This window comes from Sphingomonas xinjiangensis (genome assembly GCF_014199255.1).
Classification (GTDB): Bacteria; Pseudomonadota; Alphaproteobacteria; order Sphingomonadales; family Sphingomonadaceae; genus Sphingomonas; species Sphingomonas xinjiangensis.
The window spans coordinates 1-17,020 of the sequence record NZ_JACIJF010000025.1 but is presented as its reverse complement, the minus strand read 5'-3'; the positions used below and the strand labels follow the sequence as shown (position 1 = coordinate 17,020).

The 17,020-nt window shown below is 62.5% G+C and carries 17 protein-coding genes; 6 read left to right on the top strand and 11 right to left on the bottom strand.

Annotated features, from left to right (window positions below; genetic code table 11):
• The first annotated feature begins 46 nt into the window (after positions 1-46).
• From FHT02_RS19425 to FHT02_RS19415, 3 genes are all read left to right on the top strand, one after another.
• Positions 47-2,212 (top strand): GumC family protein, encoded by a 2,166-nt coding sequence (locus FHT02_RS19425; protein WP_184091549.1) that lies wholly within the window; start codon positions 47-49, stop codon positions 2,210-2,212.
• Positions 2,213-2,385: 173 nt separating this feature from the next.
• The gene (locus FHT02_RS19420) at positions 2,386-3,441 is read left to right on the top strand and encodes a hypothetical protein (protein WP_184091547.1); all 1,056 of its coding nucleotides are present in this window, start codon (positions 2,386-2,388) and stop codon (positions 3,439-3,441) included.
• A 61-nt stretch (positions 3,442-3,502) separates the two neighbouring features.
• Positions 3,503-3,850, top strand: coding sequence for a hypothetical protein (locus FHT02_RS19415; RefSeq protein ID WP_184091545.1), 348 nt, complete (start codon positions 3,503-3,505; stop codon positions 3,848-3,850).
• Between the two features lie 498 nt (positions 3,851-4,348).
• Here FHT02_RS19415 and FHT02_RS21975 read toward each other — a convergent pair whose 3' ends face one another.
• The 8 genes from FHT02_RS21975 to FHT02_RS19375 all read right to left on the bottom strand — a co-directional run bounded on the left by FHT02_RS21975 (position 4,349) and on the right by FHT02_RS19375 (position 10,106).
• Positions 4,349-4,483 (bottom strand): hypothetical protein, encoded by a 135-nt coding sequence (locus FHT02_RS21975; RefSeq protein ID WP_281393316.1) that lies wholly within the window; start codon positions 4,481-4,483, stop codon positions 4,349-4,351.
• Positions 4,484-4,892: 409 nt separating this feature from the next.
• The gene (locus tag FHT02_RS19405) at positions 4,893-5,456 is read right to left on the bottom strand and encodes a recombinase family protein (RefSeq protein WP_184091543.1); all 564 of its coding nucleotides are present in this window, start codon (positions 5,454-5,456) and stop codon (positions 4,893-4,895) included.
• 209 nt (positions 5,457-5,665) lie between these two features.
• Positions 5,666-6,016 (bottom strand): protealysin inhibitor emfourin, encoded by a 351-nt coding sequence (locus FHT02_RS19400; protein WP_184091541.1) that lies wholly within the window; start codon positions 6,014-6,016, stop codon positions 5,666-5,668.
• Positions 6,016-7,095 (bottom strand): M4 family metallopeptidase, encoded by a 1,080-nt coding sequence (locus FHT02_RS19395; protein WP_184091539.1) that lies wholly within the window; start codon positions 7,093-7,095, stop codon positions 6,016-6,018. Before FHT02_RS19395 ends, FHT02_RS19400 begins: the two co-directional genes overlap by 1 nt.
• A 22-nt stretch (positions 7,096-7,117) precedes the next feature.
• Positions 7,118-7,879: a hypothetical protein gene (locus FHT02_RS19390; RefSeq protein WP_184091537.1), complete on the bottom strand. Its 762-nt coding sequence runs from the start codon at positions 7,877-7,879 to the stop codon at positions 7,118-7,120.
• Positions 7,880-7,889: 10 nt separating this feature from the next.
• A complete protein-coding gene (locus tag FHT02_RS19385; RefSeq protein WP_184091535.1) occupies positions 7,890-8,786 on the bottom strand; it encodes a hypothetical protein in 897 nt (298 codons plus the stop codon).
• 149 nt (positions 8,787-8,935) lie between these two features.
• Positions 8,936-9,106: a hypothetical protein gene (locus FHT02_RS19380; RefSeq protein ID WP_184091533.1), complete on the bottom strand. Its 171-nt coding sequence runs from the start codon at positions 9,104-9,106 to the stop codon at positions 8,936-8,938.
• Positions 9,107-9,179: 73 nt separating this feature from the next.
• Entirely contained in the window at positions 9,180-10,106 is a 927-nt protein-coding gene (locus FHT02_RS19375) for a DNA/RNA non-specific endonuclease (protein WP_184091531.1), read from the bottom strand.
• A 662-nt stretch (positions 10,107-10,768) separates the two neighbouring features.
• On the opposite strand from FHT02_RS19375, the gene FHT02_RS19370 reads away from it, so the two are divergent.
• From FHT02_RS19370 to FHT02_RS19360, 3 genes are all read left to right on the top strand, one after another.
• Positions 10,769-10,918 (top strand): hypothetical protein, encoded by a 150-nt coding sequence (locus tag FHT02_RS19370; protein ID WP_184091529.1) that lies wholly within the window; start codon positions 10,769-10,771, stop codon positions 10,916-10,918.
• Positions 10,919-11,162: 244 nt separating this feature from the next.
• Positions 11,163-11,840, top strand: a complete 678-nt coding sequence (gene parA / locus FHT02_RS19365) for a ParA family partition ATPase (RefSeq protein WP_184091527.1) — start codon at positions 11,163-11,165, stop codon at positions 11,838-11,840.
• Between the two features lies 1 nt (position 11,841).
• Positions 11,842-12,111: a ribbon-helix-helix domain-containing protein gene (locus FHT02_RS19360; protein ID WP_184091525.1), complete on the top strand. Its 270-nt coding sequence runs from the start codon at positions 11,842-11,844 to the stop codon at positions 12,109-12,111.
• Between the two features lie 628 nt (positions 12,112-12,739).
• Here the strand turns inward: FHT02_RS19360 and FHT02_RS19355 are convergent.
• From FHT02_RS19355 to FHT02_RS19345, 3 genes are all read right to left on the bottom strand, one after another.
• Complete coding sequence (locus FHT02_RS19355; protein WP_184091523.1) at positions 12,740-13,615, bottom strand: replication initiation protein; 876 nt, start codon at positions 13,613-13,615, stop codon at positions 12,740-12,742.
• A gap of 618 nt (positions 13,616-14,233) precedes the next feature.
• Complete coding sequence (locus tag FHT02_RS21720; RefSeq protein ID WP_184091521.1) at positions 14,234-16,048, bottom strand: type IV secretion system DNA-binding domain-containing protein; 1,815 nt, start codon at positions 16,046-16,048, stop codon at positions 14,234-14,236.
• A complete protein-coding gene (locus FHT02_RS19345; RefSeq protein ID WP_184091520.1) occupies positions 16,045-16,677 on the bottom strand; it encodes a hypothetical protein in 633 nt (210 codons plus the stop codon). The genes FHT02_RS21720 and FHT02_RS19345 overlap by 4 nt, the downstream gene beginning before the upstream one ends.
• Positions 16,678-17,020: the final 343 nt, after the last annotated feature.

Sequence of the window (17,020 nt, the reverse complement as noted above, 5' to 3'; positions counted from 1 at the left end):
TTCGGCCGTCGTGAATCTCGCACTCTCTAACCCGCGTACCAGCCCCATGAGGGGAGCCCTTCTTTCGGAGGCGGAGGATATTCCCGTCATCCGTCAGTATCTGCGAATTGCGCTGCGGCGGCGGTACGTCATACTTGGCGCGACGGTCGCCTGCCTGCTGCTCGGGCTGATTGCTACGTTGCTGATGACGCCGAAATACACGGCGTCGGCTACGATCGAAATTTCACGCGAAGCCAATCAGGTCACCAACTTTCAGGGTGTCGAGCGCGAGACGAGCGTTGCCGATCAGGAATTCTACCAGACGCAATATGGCCTGCTAGAGTCCCGGTCGTTGTCAGAACGGGTCGCGACGCAGCTCCGTCTAACTGACGATCCCCAATTTTACGAACGGTTCGGCGTGTCGTCGGACGAGCCGGCGTTCGCTCTGGTCAACAGCCGCTATCCGGCGGCAGGCCGCGCGACCCGTCAGCGGCTGGCGGGCGAGATCCTGCGCAAGCATCTGACGATCGTGCCGACCCGGCTGTCGCGGCTTGTCGACATTCGCTTCACCAGCCCGGACCCCCAATTCTCGGCAAAGATCGTCAACGCATGGTCCGACGCGTTCATCCAGACCAATTTGGAACGCAAGGTCCAGGCAACCTCCTATGGTCGCAACCTTCTGAAGCAGCAGCTGGCGCGGCAGAAGGAACTGCTTGACGAAAGCCAGCGTCAGCTGGTCGCCTATGCGTCGCGCGAACGCATCATCAACCTGCCCGCACAGGCGAACGCGAACGGATCGACGTCCGAGCGTTCGATCGTCGCTGACGATCTGGCGTCGTTGAACGCGGCGCTGAGCCAAGCGACGGCCGAACGCATCGCAGCCGAAGCCCGCTATCGCGAAGGAGCGACGGCGGGAGCCTCGTCGGAAGCGCTGCGCAATCAAGCTATCAACACCCTGCGGCAGCGGCGTGCGGAATATGCGGCCGAATATCAAAAGCTGATGATCCAGTTCGAGCCAGGCTATCCTGCCGCGCGCGCGCTCAAGTCGCAGATCGATCAACTCGATCGCAGTATCGCGAACGAGGAACGGCGCGTGTCGGGATCGGTCCAGACCGACTATCGTAGCGCCGTGGAACGTGAGCGCGGGTTGCAGGCGCGTGTCGAACAGCTCAAGGGCAGCTATCTCGACCTGCGGCGGCGATCGATCCAGTATAATATCTTCCAGCAGGAAGTAGATACCAACCGTGCGCTGTACGATGGGCTGTTGCAGCGGTTCAAAGAAATCGGCGTCGCTGGCGGTGTCGGGGTGAACAACGTGGCGGTGGTCGACCAGGCCGATGTGCCACAACGTCCGTCGTCTCCGCGACTGATCGTCAACCTGGCTATCGCGTTGTTGGCGGGGCTAGTATTGGGCACGCTAATGGCTTTGGCGCTCGAGCAGATGGACGAGGCAATTGCCGATCCGGCCGAGATCGAACGGCGGCTCGGGCTGCCGCTGTTGGGATCTGTGCCAAAGGTCGAAGGGGTCACCCCGCGCGAGGCGTTGCTCGACCGCAAGTCGGAAATGGTCGACGCCTATCTGGCAGTACAAACCAACTTGGCGTTCACCACCGAACACGGCGTGCCGCGTTCGCTGTCGGTCACGTCGACGCGACCGGCGGAGGGCAAGTCCACGACTGCGCTGGCGTTGGCCACCATGCTGGCGCGCAGCGGCAAGACGGTGGTACTGATCGACGGCGACATGCGGTCGCCATCGGTTCATCATCTGGGTGGGGTTCCGAACGACCGCGGCCTCAGCAACTTCCTGGCCGGGCATGACGATCTCCTGCCGCTGCTATTCCGAATGGAAGACCTAGGGCTGACCGCGATGGCGGCTGGACCGATACCGCCGAACGCTGCCGAGCTGCTGACCGGCCACCGCCTCGCCGACCTGATCGGACGTCTGCACGAGCATTTTAATTATATTGTGATTGATAGTCCGCCAGTGATGGGTCTGGCCGACGCACCGCTGATCGCGAGCCGGGTCGAAGGAGTCGTCTACACCGTTGAATCGCACGGCATCCGTTCGACGTTGGTTAAGGCCGCGCTCGCGCGATTGGTGGCGGCGAACGCCCATATCTTAGGCGGCGTGCTCTCCAAGTTCGATGCGCGTAAGGCGCATTACGGGTACGGGTACGAATATGGCTACGGCTATGGTCAGGACCCCGTCGCAGAAGCCAAGGCACGGGGATAATGCGGCAACGCCGTACCCTCCCCCGGCGGACCTCTGTCGAATGGGGTGTACGCGTGGCGCTGGCAGCAGGCTTGGCGGGGCTAGGCTATGTGTCGGTCACGCACGCGCTTGCTGATCACATGCGCTCCAGCGCGCCCGAGTGGGCCTATGCCTCCGCACCTTGGGACGGGCGAATGGCGGCGCTATTGTCTGTGAAATTGTCCGGTGCCGAGGCGAGTATGGCGGACCGCGCCGAGGCTGATCGCCTGGCGCGGACGGCATTGCGACGAGATCCGACCGCCGTGGCCGCCGCTGCGACGCTGGGCATAAACGCCGAGATTCGTGGAGATCGCGCGGCGGCATTGCGCAGTTTTGCCTATTCGCAAATGCTCTCCCGCCGCGAATTGCGCACGCAGCTGTGGGCCATCGAACACGCCGTCGGGCGCGACGATATCACTACCGCTCTGTATCATTATGATGTCGCTCTGCGCACGTCGCGCATGGCACCAGACCTGTTGTTTCCGATACTAACGTCAGCGATCGCTGACGCGCCCATCCGCACCGCGCTGGCGAACAGGATGGCGGCGCGTCCGGCATGGAGCGATCTGTTCGTCGCCTATGTCGCGGGCAACGGTCCGGATGGCCAGGCGACGGCGGCGTTCTTCACTGAACTTAACCGGCACCGGGTTCCTATTTCTGAAATGGCAACCGCCGCACTTATCACCCGGCTGTTGTCGGAAAACCATCTTGACGCCGCATGGGCTTATTATGCGGCGATCACGCCGGGCGCTGACCGGCGCATGTCGCATGATCCCGAGTTCGCCGTGAACCGCACAGTACCTTCGGCCTTCGACTGGACGCCGGTAAGTGACAGCGGGGTCTCCGCGGCAATCCAGCGCGACGGCGAGCACGGCGTCTTCGATTTCTTAGTGCCCGTTAACGTGGGAGGGGCGGTGCTGCGCCAGACCCAGTTACTGCCACCGGGTGCGTATGCCCTGACCGGACGAAGCGCCAATATCGAACAGTCCGGCAGGACGTCGCTTTACTGGATGCTGTCCTGTGCTGACGGGCGTGAGCTGGGCCGGGTTATCGTGCCCCCTTCCACGCAGAACGGAGGCAATTTCGCCGGCCGCTTTACCGTGCCCGCCGATTGCCCGCACCAACAGCTGACGCTTATGGTGCAGCCCTCCGACGAACCATCGGGGGTCAGCGGACAGATCAGCAGCGTCCAGTTGCGCCCGACAGGGTAACAAGGATATTCACGCTATGCGGCGCCTCCTCCGGTACGCTATCAGGCCGAAGATGGTTACCATGCGATCCCTCATGGCACTGGCCGTGGCGTTCGTGCCTGCGGTCGCCTATGCGCAGTCGGGGGATACGCAGGGCGAGGCGATGCCTTATTCCCAAAGCGATGTTCCCTCCACGCCGGCGACAGATCGATTGATCGTTGCGTTCACTGGCCAGCGACAGACTCGTGAGCAGGTGGCGCAGGACGCTGGCATCGAGCCGATGGGACGAATCGGCCGGCGGATCCAGAACCGAGTGCAGACACGGATCCGTAACAGGGTCGACCGCTATTACGACCCGCAGGCCAATGCGGCCTCGCCGTTCGCGGTGGCGGGCGAGCAGGCGCGCATCGCCGGTCGCCGCTCAAGGTGACGCAGGCGGCGGGCCGGGGCGACCGGTTGGCCGACTTCCTACTCGAAAGCACGAAGACGCAGCACACTGCCCGGCGGAAGGGCATCACGGGAGCGTCGGTCTGAAAATTCCTTGGAGGTCCTTCGATTCATATTCGTCCTATCCGAACTGACGAGGACCATGAAACTGCGCTGCGGGAATCTAGGGACTATGGGAAGTGGGTGAAGGCACTGACGCCGGGGATCGGCTTAACGTGCTGGCGACGTTGGTTGAAACTTACGAAAGCCATCGCTGGCTATTGAACCGGCTTGATCCAGTGCGCGCGATCGAGGCGCAATGGAGATGAATGGCCTACACGCGTGCAGAACTAGCTGCGCTGATCGGTCAGTCGCAACCAAGATATTGGGCTGTCATGGTGCCCTATGATTGGCAAGCTCGCCGGAGCATAGCACGTGCCGGAGAAGGTCCTGGTTCAAGACTATGCACTGGCCAAGAGGTAGTGGGATATGTGGGCCGGGCTTATCGAATGTCGGCATACAGCGATCGGCTGTCGTCGAGCATGCTGATCGGTGTGGGGGTGATCCAGTCGGCGCCCCATTGCGGATAGGGCCCGTAGAACAGGTCGCCGAGCGCACGCCGGTGATGTGCGTTCATCCAGCGCCGGCGCCGATGCTCGGGAGCATCGTGGAGCATGTGGCAGCGCTGGCACAACGCTGCCAGCTTGTGGAGCGCGCTGTCACTGGGGTCATGATTAAGGTGCGCGCAGGCCAGCACTACTCGCGTCCAAGCACCTAGCAACAAGATGTTCTCCGTGGGCCGCCGTACGCGCCGGCCTTGACCGTCGCGCCAGCGATGCCGCTTCCGGTCCCACCATCGTCCGTCCCGCAGACGGAATACCCTCTGACCGTGGGGGCGGCCGCAATGCTCGCAGCAGCCTCCTGCCCGCACAAAACGAACATGGTACGAGAGCTGCGGCCAGTCGATGGGATACAGGTATATGTGTTCGGGACGGATCGGCATCAGGCCGCTCCTTCCGGCACCTTCGGCTTCAGATTGCTGTGCATCATGCGGTGATCGCCGCAAGAGTCAGCGCGCGGTAAAGAGTAGCATGGTGGCATTTGAGCAGCTTGGCGGCTTCCCGCACCGATATGCCTTCGCCCACTAACCGCTCACCTAGTGCGACCTGATCGGGGGTGAGCTTAGGTGGGCGGCCGAAGCGTACTCCCCGCGCCTTAGCTGCTACTCGCCCGCTGCTGGTGCGCTGGTGGATCAGCTCGCGCTCAAACTCGGCAATGCCAGCGAACACAGTCAGCACCATGCGCCCAGCGGGTGAGGTCGTATCCGCCCAGGGTTCGGCGAGCGAGCGCAGACCGGCACCGGCCTCCTTCAGCTTCTCGGCGATGTCGAGCAGGTCGCGGGTGGATCGCGCCAATCGGTCGAGCCGCGTCACTACCACAGTGTCATCATCGCGCAGCTGCTCGATCATTTTGGCCAGCTCAGGCCGGTTACGCTTCGCGCCCGAAATCTTCTCCTCGAACGTCCGCTTGCACCCGGCGTCCTTCAATGCGGCGCGTTGCAGTCGTAGATCTTGGTCGTCGGTGGACACACGGGCGTAGCCTATTAGCATGTCGCAAAACTGTATCAGAACAACAACATTTTGCAACAGACTTTTGCGACAGAAGCATCAGAGTGAAGCGGAGTGCCGGAGCCTCTGTCGCAAAACTTAGAACATTTGCGACTACAGGCGTTCTGGGCGGTCTGACCACAGAACTCGCTTTGCGTTGGTCGCGAGCCGAGACTGCCTCTGAATGGGCTAGAGGGGCTTTGACCGATACACTACCGACCGACGCTGTGCTGTTTGCTCAACCGGCGCACGACCGACACGAGCTTGGCCATAGCTGGGTCACGGATCGGCTCTGCCACACGGATCTCCCGGCTGCGCCCGTCGATTGTCAGGCCGACCGTGTAAGTGCGGGCATCCGGTCTCGCGGTTTCGTTAGCCGGCGTACAGTCGAAGAAGTCTGCCTTATCGGCAAGAGTGGCGAGCTCCCGACGCTCCGGGCTAGCAAGATCGTGAAAGGAGACCGTCTGCTCCTTCGCCAGCCCCGGGAAATGGGCGAGGCCGCCCTCGATCCGTACCCGGGCCTCCCCCGTTACCGTTTCATCGCTAGCCTTGCCCGTCTGCATCAGATCACTCCAACTGCGCTCCAGGCCTCGGTGACTGCGGTCGCCTCGGCGCTCCCTGAGCCGTACAAACGCCCCGCGACGTCGATGGTTACGCGGGCGAAGCCGGCGAAGTCCGTGTTGGCCCTCGTATTGGGGTCCAGGAGCGCGTTGTACCAGATTTGGCCGGCGCGTTCCCATGAGTTTCCACCGATCGTGGTCGCGGCAAGATAGAAGGCTCGGTTGGGGATGCCAGAGTTGACGTGGACGCCGCCATTGTCCTGATTGGTGCGGATGAAGTCGTCCATGTGTCCCGGCTGCGGATCCTTGCCGAGAACCGGATCGTCATAAGCTGTCCCCGGCGCCTTCATCGACCGTAGCGCGCTGCCGTTAACCTTGGGCGTCAGGAGCCCGGCACCGATCAGCCAATCGGCCTCCTCGGCGGTCTGCCCGAGTAGGCGCTGCTTTACGAGGCTGCCGAACACGTCGGAGATGCTCTCGTTGAGCGCGCCCGACTGGTTGAAATAGGCGAGACCAGCCTCCTTTTCGGTAACGCCGTGGGTCAGCTCGTGACCGATCACATCGAGCGAGATCGTGAAGCGGTTGAACAGCTCGCCGTCGCCATCACCGAACACCATCTGGGTGCCGTCCCAAAAGGCGTTGTCATAGTCCTGATCGTAATGGACCGTGGCATCGAGCGGGAGGCCGGCATCATCGATCGAGTTGCGCCGATAGGCCTCCCAGAACAGCGCGAACGTAGCACCGAGGCCGTCATACGCCTCATCGGCCGCGACATCGCCGGTCGGGCCGTCGCCCTCGCGCCGGACGACGGTTGCGCCCGGTGCCTCGGGCTCGCCGCCCGCATCGCGGATGGTCCTGAGTGGGCTCGGAGCCAGAATGTTACCCGCCGCGGCACGCCGGCGCGCGATCTCGCCGGCGACGGGTCCTGCGGTGCTGGCGCGGACGATGCGGATGGTCGGATCGACCAGCAAGCTGCGGATCGCCATCGCCCGCATCTCGGGCGAGCCGTTCTCGGCGATCTGCGACAGGATGTAAGGCGGCAGGATGCAGTGAAGCGAATGACGATGGATGGAGGTGCACATGGTCGTATCTCCTTGGGGAGGGTCAGCTGCGGGCGCGGCGAAGCACGAAGGGTACGAGTGCGACCCACATAATGGTGATGAAGGCGAGGAACTGGCTGGTCTGTTCAGCCCCGCCCGGGAGGTAGCCAAAGCCACCCAGCGAGGCCGCGTAGAGCTGGAACGAGATGACCGAGACGGTGATCGCCACCACATCTGCATCTCCCCCTCCCTCCTCCTGCGTCCCAAACCAGCGCAGCGCGACGATGAAGAGGGTGATGATGCCGATCAGGATCAGCCGAATGACGGTATCGCCGGCAGCAATCCCAATCGCCAGCGGGTAGAGCGTCACCGCCTCGACAGGGAACAGCTTCACGAGGCTGGCATAATAGGGTTCGGGGGCCGGGTCAGGTCGTCGCCCTCCCCTGACCGCCGGTGCCGAGCGGCTGCGCAACCGCAGCGTGCCGCGCAACGCAGGTCGCGAGGTTGCGTCACCCTGATCGTCCATCGCCGCGATCGCGCGCTGCACGGCCCCGGCGTAGCGTGACACCGCGGCATCGCCGGGGGTCAGCGCCACGCCAATGGCGGTCGCCTGCTCGCATCGGTCGAGCACCGTCGCGAAGGCCGAGAGATCACCCTTCTCCCCGCTGTGCAGCCCGGCGAAGCAGTCGCGGGCGCTGCCGATCGCGGTGCGCAGCCCGAAGAAGGTGTCGAAGAATCGCGGCAGGTAGCGCGGGTTGGCGGTGAACTCCTGAAGCTGGTCAGTGAGAGCGTCGGCCGCATCCACGGCCTGGGTGAAGGTGGTCATCGGATCCTCCTCAGGCTGGGGTGGCGAGCGAGGCGATCAGGCCCAGCGCTCGGGTGATACGGTCGATATTGAGGCGGGCCGCGGCGCGGCGCTGCTGCGGCGTCAGGCGGCCGGCTAGTGCATCGCGCAATCCTCCTTGAGCCTTGGCGGCAAGGTCGATCGCATCAGCGACTTGGGCGGCGCGTGCCGGTCCATCCTTTGCGGCCTCGCGGGCGGCGAACACGCGGGCGGCGAGCTGCTCGCGCTGGTCGGCCGAGAGGCTTGCGCGGTTGCGGATGTAGGTCCGAAACAGGGCGTTGCCGTAGAGATCGTCGGCGTTGCGGGCGGCCCCCCTGCCCCATGTGGTCACCTGAACTGACAGCGCGGCCAGCGCGCGATCCACCACGGCACCGCGTTCGATGACCAGCGCTCGGACATCCTTCGTCTGCCGTGCCTCGCGGGCGAGGTCGCTCGCGAAGGCGATCAACGCGACGAGGCTCTGGCCCTGTTCGCTGGCGACGGCCGCGTTGACGTTCGGCAGGTCGGTGCCGGCGACGAAGTTGCTGAAGCGCGCAAGCCGATCGGCCTGGTCTGCGAAGGCGGTGATCTCGGCGGAGACGTCAGTCTTGGGTGCATCGAGGATAGCAGCCAAGGCATCGGCATAGTCGCTGATTGCGGCAATGAGTGCGATTCGCGGTTCGAGCACGGCGCGAGGGCTGCTGCCGATGTCGATCTCGAAGGCCATGTAGCCCGGCGCCGGGGCTTCATTGCCGAGGCACAACGGCGCTGCTGACGCGCTTGGCGCGATCGGCACCTGGATCTGCAGCGGCGTCGCCGGCAGGCAGCTCGGGTCACTAGCGACGAGTGCGGCTGCGGCTTCGCGGCGACGCTGCTCGACTGCATCGAAGTAGCTTGCGGTTGCCGTCACCGCCTCGCGGCTTCTGGCTTGCACTGCCCCTGCTGCCTCCAGCCGGATTGCGTTCGTGGCGCAACCGGCAAGGAGCAACGGGACAGTCAACAACGGTAGAACGGCACTGGCGCAGCGGCGCATGGCGGTCTCCTTCAGGCTCTCGGGCATCATGCCCGTAAATTGCGATCCTCCCTTCCCTTTCTTCGTCGGGGGACGCGTCGCAGCCGCAGTCGGTCCTGAGGACGGTCAGGGGGCCGCAGAATGGTGACGACATTGGCGAGACTGGTGATGAGTGCGGCGATACCTACGAGCATTGGGCCGTCGATCATGTCGGTCATGTCCCCGACTCCTTGTTGATCCGACAGCCCATGTTCCAGATATGTTCTCTGTAGGACAGTGCTTTTTTGCGGCTTAGACGAGGATGTCCTCCGGCCCGGAAATCAGCCGTCGCACGGCCTCGCCGGTTGCGTCTTCCTCATTCGAGAATCCATCAAACTGATGCAGCTCGCCGAAATCGAGGTTGGTCAAACCTTCGATTGCGGTGACGGACCGCTGATAGGTCTTGAAGGCCCCGAACAGGAGCGATTGCTCGGTCAGCTCGACGTCGTGATCGATGAGGTAGGCGGACGCGGAGGGCCGGCCATCGTCATGGATGAAAGCGACGACCTTCCAATAGGCGAGCGGGATCGCGATGCCGCGGTAGACGGGGTCGTTCTCCCGAAAGACCGGACCGGTGAAGACCGTCGCCCGTTCGCCGACGCGGCGGGTGTTGCCGAGAATGTAGTCCTCCAGGCTTAGCCAGGTGCGCTGATTGAACGCGGAGAGCTGCGGCGCGCAATTAGTGAAGTGAAAGGTGTCGCGGTTGGCAACGCGCGCGGTTGGACCCCAGTTGGGATCCTCACGGCGGACGAGGTGGCCACGGTCGAAGTCGTTGTTGGCGTAGAGCTCGTCGCCGGCTTGCGCGTCTTCGGGGATGCGTCCGTCGAACGCCCACGGATCACCACCACGTGAGACCGAGATGCTCGCGCTGCCATCGATGTTGACCCCGGTGAACAGCGCCAGGCGACGGCTCTTCGACATGACGATCGAGAAATGCTCGTAGTCGAGCCGTGCATCGGTGTTGCCTGGGACGGGTAGAAGATCCGCTGCAATCGCAGACGTGTCTGGCAGGGGCACGACAAACTCGCCGAGGTGCTCGGCCCGGTATCCCTGCCGCTCTGCCAACGCCGATGCCGAGGATGTCCGGACGTCGGCCGCATCAAGCGCGAGCAAGCCTTCGTCTGTTGAAACGAGCGGGCGCAGATCGTCGAGACGGGGTCGATAGGACAAGTCGATCATAAACGGGGTTCTCCAAGGGTCTCACGTCGGGCTCGAGGCGTAGTCGCTCGACCGCGAGCGCGTCCTGATGTGTCTGGGTCAGCTTCATAAGAGCGGAAAACGGCAGGCGCGTTTCATCCAGCCGGGTCCCTCCCGTTTGTAGCGGTACGGCTAAGCCCATGAGGTGAAGGTGGTTCGCCCCCTCGGCCAACAGTTCGTTGCGCTCAGCTCGCGTAACGCGCGATCAATACCGTTCAGCCAGCCTGCACGTCCCTCTACGAGCATTGTCTTGCAGCAAGCTGCTCGTTGTCGTGTGGGCATTCTAGTATAGGATTCCAGAGCATCCGGTCGCCTAGGCTAACCACCAAGTTCTGGCATGCGGATGTCGCAAAATCGCGGGCATACGCGACGTCCTAATCTCAGGACATGTGCGACCCTGCAGGGGTTCGCCATCTCAATGACAGCATGATGTTAGAGTGTCTCACATAGACGGATCCAATTCATCGTTCCAAGAGTCGGCGCGCGCGCGATCGCTGCCACTCATCAAGCAGGTCCGCGAAAGCACGAAAAGAGGCCTCAGATGGGTGCCCTGCCCTCCTATTCTAAGGGGACGAGCGCCTCTGTTCGTGCTTTCGCGGACCGGACTGAACGTGCTGCCTCCGGAGGTTGCTGCATGATCGGGCGTGCAGCAGGGCAGCGATCTGTTCGTCCTCGACAGCCCGTTGCTGACAGAAGTTCGCGGCGAGCAGTCGTTGATCTACCTGTTCTTCGTGGTGACCCAAGACAGCGTGGAAGCGGTCGCTGATCTACAAGACGGACTCGGTGTCGATTAAAGGTGGCGACATACGGAGCGTACGGAAGTCAGCATTTCCGGTATACAGGTAAGGCAGCTTCGCCACACGCGACCCGTGATTGCCGACTATTCTTAGGAAAGTGTCGGCTCGCTGCCATTGCTGCTGACCCGCACGCCGATGCCGCCGTTAAGGCATGAGTTGACGCGTTCACAAGTGGGCTTGCTATCTTGGCCGCACGCTCGCTATCTATCATGTTCACACGCAAGCACGTTCAGGTGGCCACATGAAGACCATATCAATCATCAGCCAGAAGGGTGGGGCGGGTAAGACCACGCTTGCCATCCACCTTGCCGGCATCGCCACCAGTGCGGGCCTGTCTGCACTGATCCTCGATGCAGATCCGCAAGCGACCGCCAGTCAGTGGAATCACTGGCGAGGCGGCGCCGACCCTGAGGTCGTGGACTGTGCCTCCCCTACCCTCCTTCCGCGCAAGGTGCAGCAAGCGGCCGATCTAGGCGCGGACCTGGTCATCATAGACACGCCCCCACACGCGGACATCATGGCGCGCGAGGCTTGCAAGGCCGCAGACCTCATCCTCATTCCGTGCCGCCCCCAAGCGTTCGACTTATCAGCGGTCGAAACGACGGCCGAGCTGGTGAAGGCCGCGGGCAAGCCGGCCTTTGTGCTCTTCATGGGCGGCCCTCAGCGAGCACCAACTACTTACCGGGACGCGCGCGAGCTGATTGAGGGCAGTGAGGGCGTCAAGGGCATGGGCGTGCCGGTCGCGCCCGTCATGCTCACTATGCGCGCGATCTATCACCACAGCACAGCGCAAGGGAAAACCGCGATGGAGGCGGAGCCGGACGGCAAGGCGGCAGAGGAGATAGCCGCGCTATGGACGTGGACACGAGAACGTGTGAACCTGTCCGCAGGTAAGAAGAGCAGGAGGATGCGAGGTTAACATGAGCAAATTTGGTGCCATGAGGCAGCAGCGCGCAGAACGCGCGAAGGTCGAGCCGAGCGTCTCGGCTCCAGCCGTCGAGGGCCCAGCGCCGGTGCGATCGGCGGCGCGGCAAGGCAAGAAGGCCGTTAGCGCATATTTTAGTCCGGAGGTCAGCCGAGGCCTAAACGTGCTGGCGGCCGAGAACGGGACTACCCTTCAGGCTCTGATGGGCGAGGCAATCGACCTTCTCATGCGTCAGTATGGCAAGCATCCGTTTGGCGAGCGGTGAACTAGCGCCATATGCCCTTGAAAAGCATTGCCGCGCATCTGCGTCTTACCTCATGGCGGTGAACTGGACTGCGCCTAGTGCGGGGATCGTGATGAGACATGGGATCATGTATTTGCGACAGTGCGGAATAGCCGCTTCAGCGGGTACGGCCATCGGCTCGGAATCTCATGCCGTGTTGCAAACCGTGTAACTCCCGAAAAGGGAATAAGCGCTGGCAGGCGCACTTGGAAGCGCTGCAACTCTCACCTGCTCACTATGAGCAACGGCGGGATGCTATCGAGAGCTTCCTGAAAACCTATGCAAGCATCGACCCACTCTTGCAGCCATCACCGGACCAGAGCTGCCTCGACGAACGTAGATTTCTTCATCGGCGGAATCCCTTGTCCGGCACCTGCCAAACCTAGCCGGGAATTTCTCACAATGAATGGAACAGTTTGACGGGCTCAGGTCACTCACAAGCAGGCTCTCGAACTTCTGAAGGAGGGCGACCACGTTGCTGCACGCATCCGGAACGGGAAAAACCAACGCCTACTCACATGAGAACACGTGCACTTGTTTAAATGCGAGTGTGTGAACATGCTCACCTAAATGCAAGCGGCGGCTTATCGGTGAGTTTTGGGGTAGCGGCTCACCTTTCGGCCGGCGCGCTAAAATCCACCAGTACCGGCAGCTCGGCTGCTAACCCGCGCATCTTGGCGCGACGGACGACGCTGTGCTGGTCGATCAGGCTTTGCGCATCCCGCTTGCCGCTGGAGGTTTTCGAGAACCAGTGAAGCGCAATTCGTTCAACCTTGCGGCCGTTCTTGATAGGGGTAAAATCGACGTAAAAGGGACAGAGTTTGTTGATCTCCTCCACCGCCACCTTGAGGCAATATTTATTGAGATCGGCGAACCGCTCAAGCTTGCCAGCGGGCACGTTAAGTAGCCCACGCAGCTCCTCAATCGTGAACTCCTCAGTCTGCTTGTACTCTAGGCCGATCCGACGCTCGATCATCTCATAGAGGCAGAGGGCGTATTTAGACTCAAAGCAGTACATGACCTGCGTTTTGAGGCGGGCATATACCTCGCTGTTGCGCAGAATTTCGATCAGCTCCTCAGGGATGCGGTAGTGGAGGAAGCCATCTTTCTCTAGACTTTCATCGCTCGGACCGAGGAGCTGCACCCGGCGCTTGTAGCTCTTGCCGCTCTTGCGGATGGTGACGATCGCGATCGTGCCCATTAAGCGGAGCAGGGAGGCCTCAATCCGCTCGTTGCCCTGATGCGTGCCTTTTAGCGCGGACTTGGCGATCCGATGGACGATCGGTTCGCCGATCCGCTCCCAGGCATTCGCGATCAGCAGATTGTAAGTGCGGCGATCGGCGAGGGTGAGGGGGCTTAGCTCGACGATATCGACCAGCTCGCCCGGCTTTACGATCTCGCCGTAGTGAGAGGGATTGAAGGGGTTGCCCTTGCCTCGTTGGGTTATGGTGCGGAACGATCCATCGGCAAGCACGGGCTGGGGCATGGGGTGTCTCAAAGGTGAGCGGTAGTTGTTTGTGGGCTCACCTTTAACATGAAAAGTGAGTTGGGCAATCCGCTTGGCTCCCCCCAATCTTCGCTGAGGAGCGACCCCAAAGCTCACCATCAGTTTTACGGATACCCTAAGGCTCACCAGGTTCGACCCGAACGCTCACCTTAACCGACCCCAGGGCTCACCATTGCTTACCCCAAGGCTCACGCGAATCGGCCCTAACCCTCACCGGTAAAGCTAATTTCTGGCAGTTTTCTGCAGGTTTCGAGCTCCTGAATCTTGAATCTAGAAGAATTATTGAATCAGAAGGCGAAGGGTGAGCTTTGGGGTACGTCAACTCGCAGACAGACAGAATAAATGCGGAATTGGCCTAAGGGCCAATGCCCTTGAGAGGCGTGCCGGCTTTCGCCGGCACCGGAGCGGCCCACCGGCCGTAGGCTTCCGGATAAAGCCAAGGCAAACCCGGCTATCTGTGCCTCCAGCGGTTTGCTGGGGGGACAGGCAAGGTGAGGAGCTGCCCCAAAGCTCACCTTTCAATCTCGTCGCGGTCGGCGTGTGCTTGCAGCATTGCGAGGGAAGGCTGAGGGGCTACCCCAAGGCTCACCGCTTGTGTCAATCGACCGAGAGACTGATCGGCATGACGCGGTTGATGCCGGCGAACGTCACGAAGCCAGTGCGGACGGGCAAGTTACGTATTTCGGTCGCGAGCTGGACGGGTGAGCGAGTGTATTGACTGGAGAACGAGGTGTTCTCGCCGGTGGACGTGCGACTTTGCGCCTGACGGTTGCGGCTGCGAGCGGTCTGGGTACGGATCTCCTCATACTCCGCCTCGCCTAGCTCCTTGGCGACCTTCTCGGCGAGATCGCTGGCGATGCACCGCAGGAACAGCCGATTGGAGAAGCAACCGAACAGGGTTTGGGCCGTCTCCCGGCCGTAGCGCTCGACGAGCTGGCTCAGGTCTTGAATTGCGGCAACCACCGCCACGTTGCTCTTGCGCAGCCGGGTGACGGCTTCCTTCAGCCCGCCGATGATGCCGATTGAGTCCAACTCGTCGATGATGATCCAGGTGCGGTGTGTGGCCGACTGGTCGGCGCGCTCCAGCCCGGCCAGGACGAGCATGTCGATCCAGGCGGCGATTGCCGGGCCCTGAGTGCCCTTCTCCATGTCGCGGTAAGGCAACCACAGCCATCGCCGATCGTCGCCGGTCATGTAGCTGCGCAGCGAGAAGTCGCCGGACTTGCCATATCTCCAGCTCGCCAGCTTCTCGCCGAGGTTGTTGCGGACGCTCACCAGGTAGCGGTCGCCGCCTTCAGCGAGGAGCGAGGCGGCAGGCGTGCGCTCCAGAATTTGAGACAGAGCCTCGGCCTTCCAGGCCGTCGCGATCTCCAGCAGCTCGGCGTTGGTAGTCTCGGCGCCGACCTGCTCGCAGATCGCGGTGAGGAAAGATTGGGCCTTGCGGGTCCACTCGCTAGATTCCCCGCTGCCGATCGCCGGCACCACCGCCGCCACGAACCGCGCCCATTCCGAAGGCTTGCGTATCTCGTTGCGCAAATCCCAGCCGAGTGATCCTTCCTCGCCGGCGGCCAGCACAAGGTCGTCGTCGCGACGGAAGGTGCGGGAAAGGTCATGGCCGGCATCGATAACGATCGCGCGATCACCCCGGCGTCGGATATCGCCAAGGAGCTGACGGAGAGCCACGGTCTTGCCCGTGCCGGTGCTAGCGCAGATGAGGCTATGCAGGGTCTCGACATCGGGCGGCATCGGCACGCTGCCGAAGCGGACCAAACCGTGACGGGCAGCTTCGTCGCCGATTAGGTTCATGCGGGCGTCGGCCAAGGCCTCTGCCTTGCTCAGCTCGCGTTTCTGATCCCGGGCATCAGTGAGGATAGTGCGGACATCTGCATCGCTAGATTTGATGGCGGCGAGCGCCCGTTCGTCTCGACGGCGTCGGCGATCGTCGCGCGGGTTGAGTGCCCGTGCGACCAGTGCGGAGGTGAAGGCCGGCATGTCGGCGCGGGCGATTAGGGTGGTGCCGCGCATGTGCCGGCGCGCCACGCTGGGGAGGGCAGGGAGCTCGCGCCAGTGGCGGTAGGCGGCTCCCAAGGCGCACGAGACGCCCAAGCCACCGGCGAGTGCCAGCGTGACCGTAACGGCCTTAGCATAGGCCGGAGCGGCGTCGTAGGTGCCGCCGAGGTAGAACTTCAGGTGCGTCCAGAAGACGAACCAGTGGGCAGGCTGGTCCTCGTCGCCGAACGCGAAATCGGTCCAGGCGGTGAGCGAGCCGAAGCCGGTTACGCCTGGTGCCATGCCGAGCTTGAGGATGCCGGCGACGATCGGGAAAGCGAGGGTTGTGGCGACGACGGTGATGAGCAGCGCCAGCGCGACCAGGCCGACAATCCGCCAGCCGAGTGTCGCACTGGCGGTCACTGGTCATCGCCAGATTTACGAGAGTTGAGCATCTCGACCATGCTGATCGGCATCTTTCCGCCGATGAACACGTCGACTCCGCCGGCCTGAGCCCGTGCATCGCTTAGCTCACGCACGTACCGCTCCTTTTCTTCCGGGGAGAACTGCCGAAAATTATATCGTCCGCGAACGGTATCCTGCGGTCTGATCTTTCCGGCCATGAACATGGCAGGCGGGACGGCGAAGAGTTGCAGGAAGGGCCAGCCTTGCGTCTCGTCGTCGGGATAGGCGAAGGAGACGAGAACCGTGTCCGCCATGAGCGCGCTCGGCGTGTCGTTCCACCGCAGCAGCGGTTCCCATGAAATGACGCCGGGTCGGTCGAACTCGATCGGTTCGTTGAAGGTCGCCATGAACGCCTTCACCTCTGCGTCGGTATCGAGCAGCACGAACGTTGGTTCCGGGCCTGAGGGATCGATCAGCGGAGGCCGGGGCCGCAATCCGATCGCGTAGGGCATTAGGTCCATGCTGCGGTCGTAGCGCATCATGTCAAATAGGTCGGCGTAGGTGCGTGGAGGCGGGAGAGGCGACGGATCGACCTGCGGTCCAACGCCCTGCAGTTTGTCGAGCAGGCGGCGTAGCATCGCGTTCATTCCTTTTCGTTGGGGATCGACCGAAGCCTTTCGACAAGACCGGCGACGGCTTTCTTGTCGTGATCGCGCATGGGTTCGGCGTCGAGGATGGCGAGGAGCCTACCCGCGAGGCTTGACGATCGTAGCGCCTGCGAGATCACAGCCGCGCCGACTACAATCTTCTGCCTAGTATCTTCTGATCGAGCCTTGTCCTTGAGGCGAGCAAGGTTCGCTTGAGCCTCGGCAATTTTCTGTTCAAGCGTTCGAGCTGTTGTTGCCCCCTAAATGGCTGACAGGGCCTCGGGTGTTTTCGCGATGAACTCGCGGGGTGACCTATAGCCGAGAGCGCGGTGTGGATGCACCT